Genomic DNA, 226 nt, shown 5'->3' with positions numbered 1-226 from the left:
CGCAAAATGAATTACTGCTCACCTCAGTGACACTGGGTGGTATCGCATTCCTAACCGTTTATGGTTTATTGTCATTGCGCAGTGCGTTCAGAACGCACACCAGTGATGAATCAAAGGGAGAGATACTGGCTCGCGGTAAGCGCACCGTTGTTTTAGGTGCATTGGCAGTAACCGTATTAAACCCGCATCTTTATTTAGATACTGTAGTGATTCTTGGATCCATAGG

General features: G+C 45.6%; 1 protein-coding gene. It reads left to right on the top strand.

All coding sequences use genetic code 11. From position 1 onward, the window contains the following. A partial coding sequence (locus AB4512_RS24220) for a LysE family transporter (RefSeq protein WP_372176037.1) occupies positions 1-226 on the top strand: 226 nt, incomplete at both ends.

Origin of the sequence: Vibrio sp. 10N.222.52.B7 (assembly GCF_041474275.1) — a bacterium.
Classification (GTDB): Bacteria; Pseudomonadota; Gammaproteobacteria; order Enterobacterales; family Vibrionaceae; genus Vibrio; species Vibrio crassostreae_C.
This window is presented reverse-complemented; position numbering and strand designations above follow the sequence as displayed.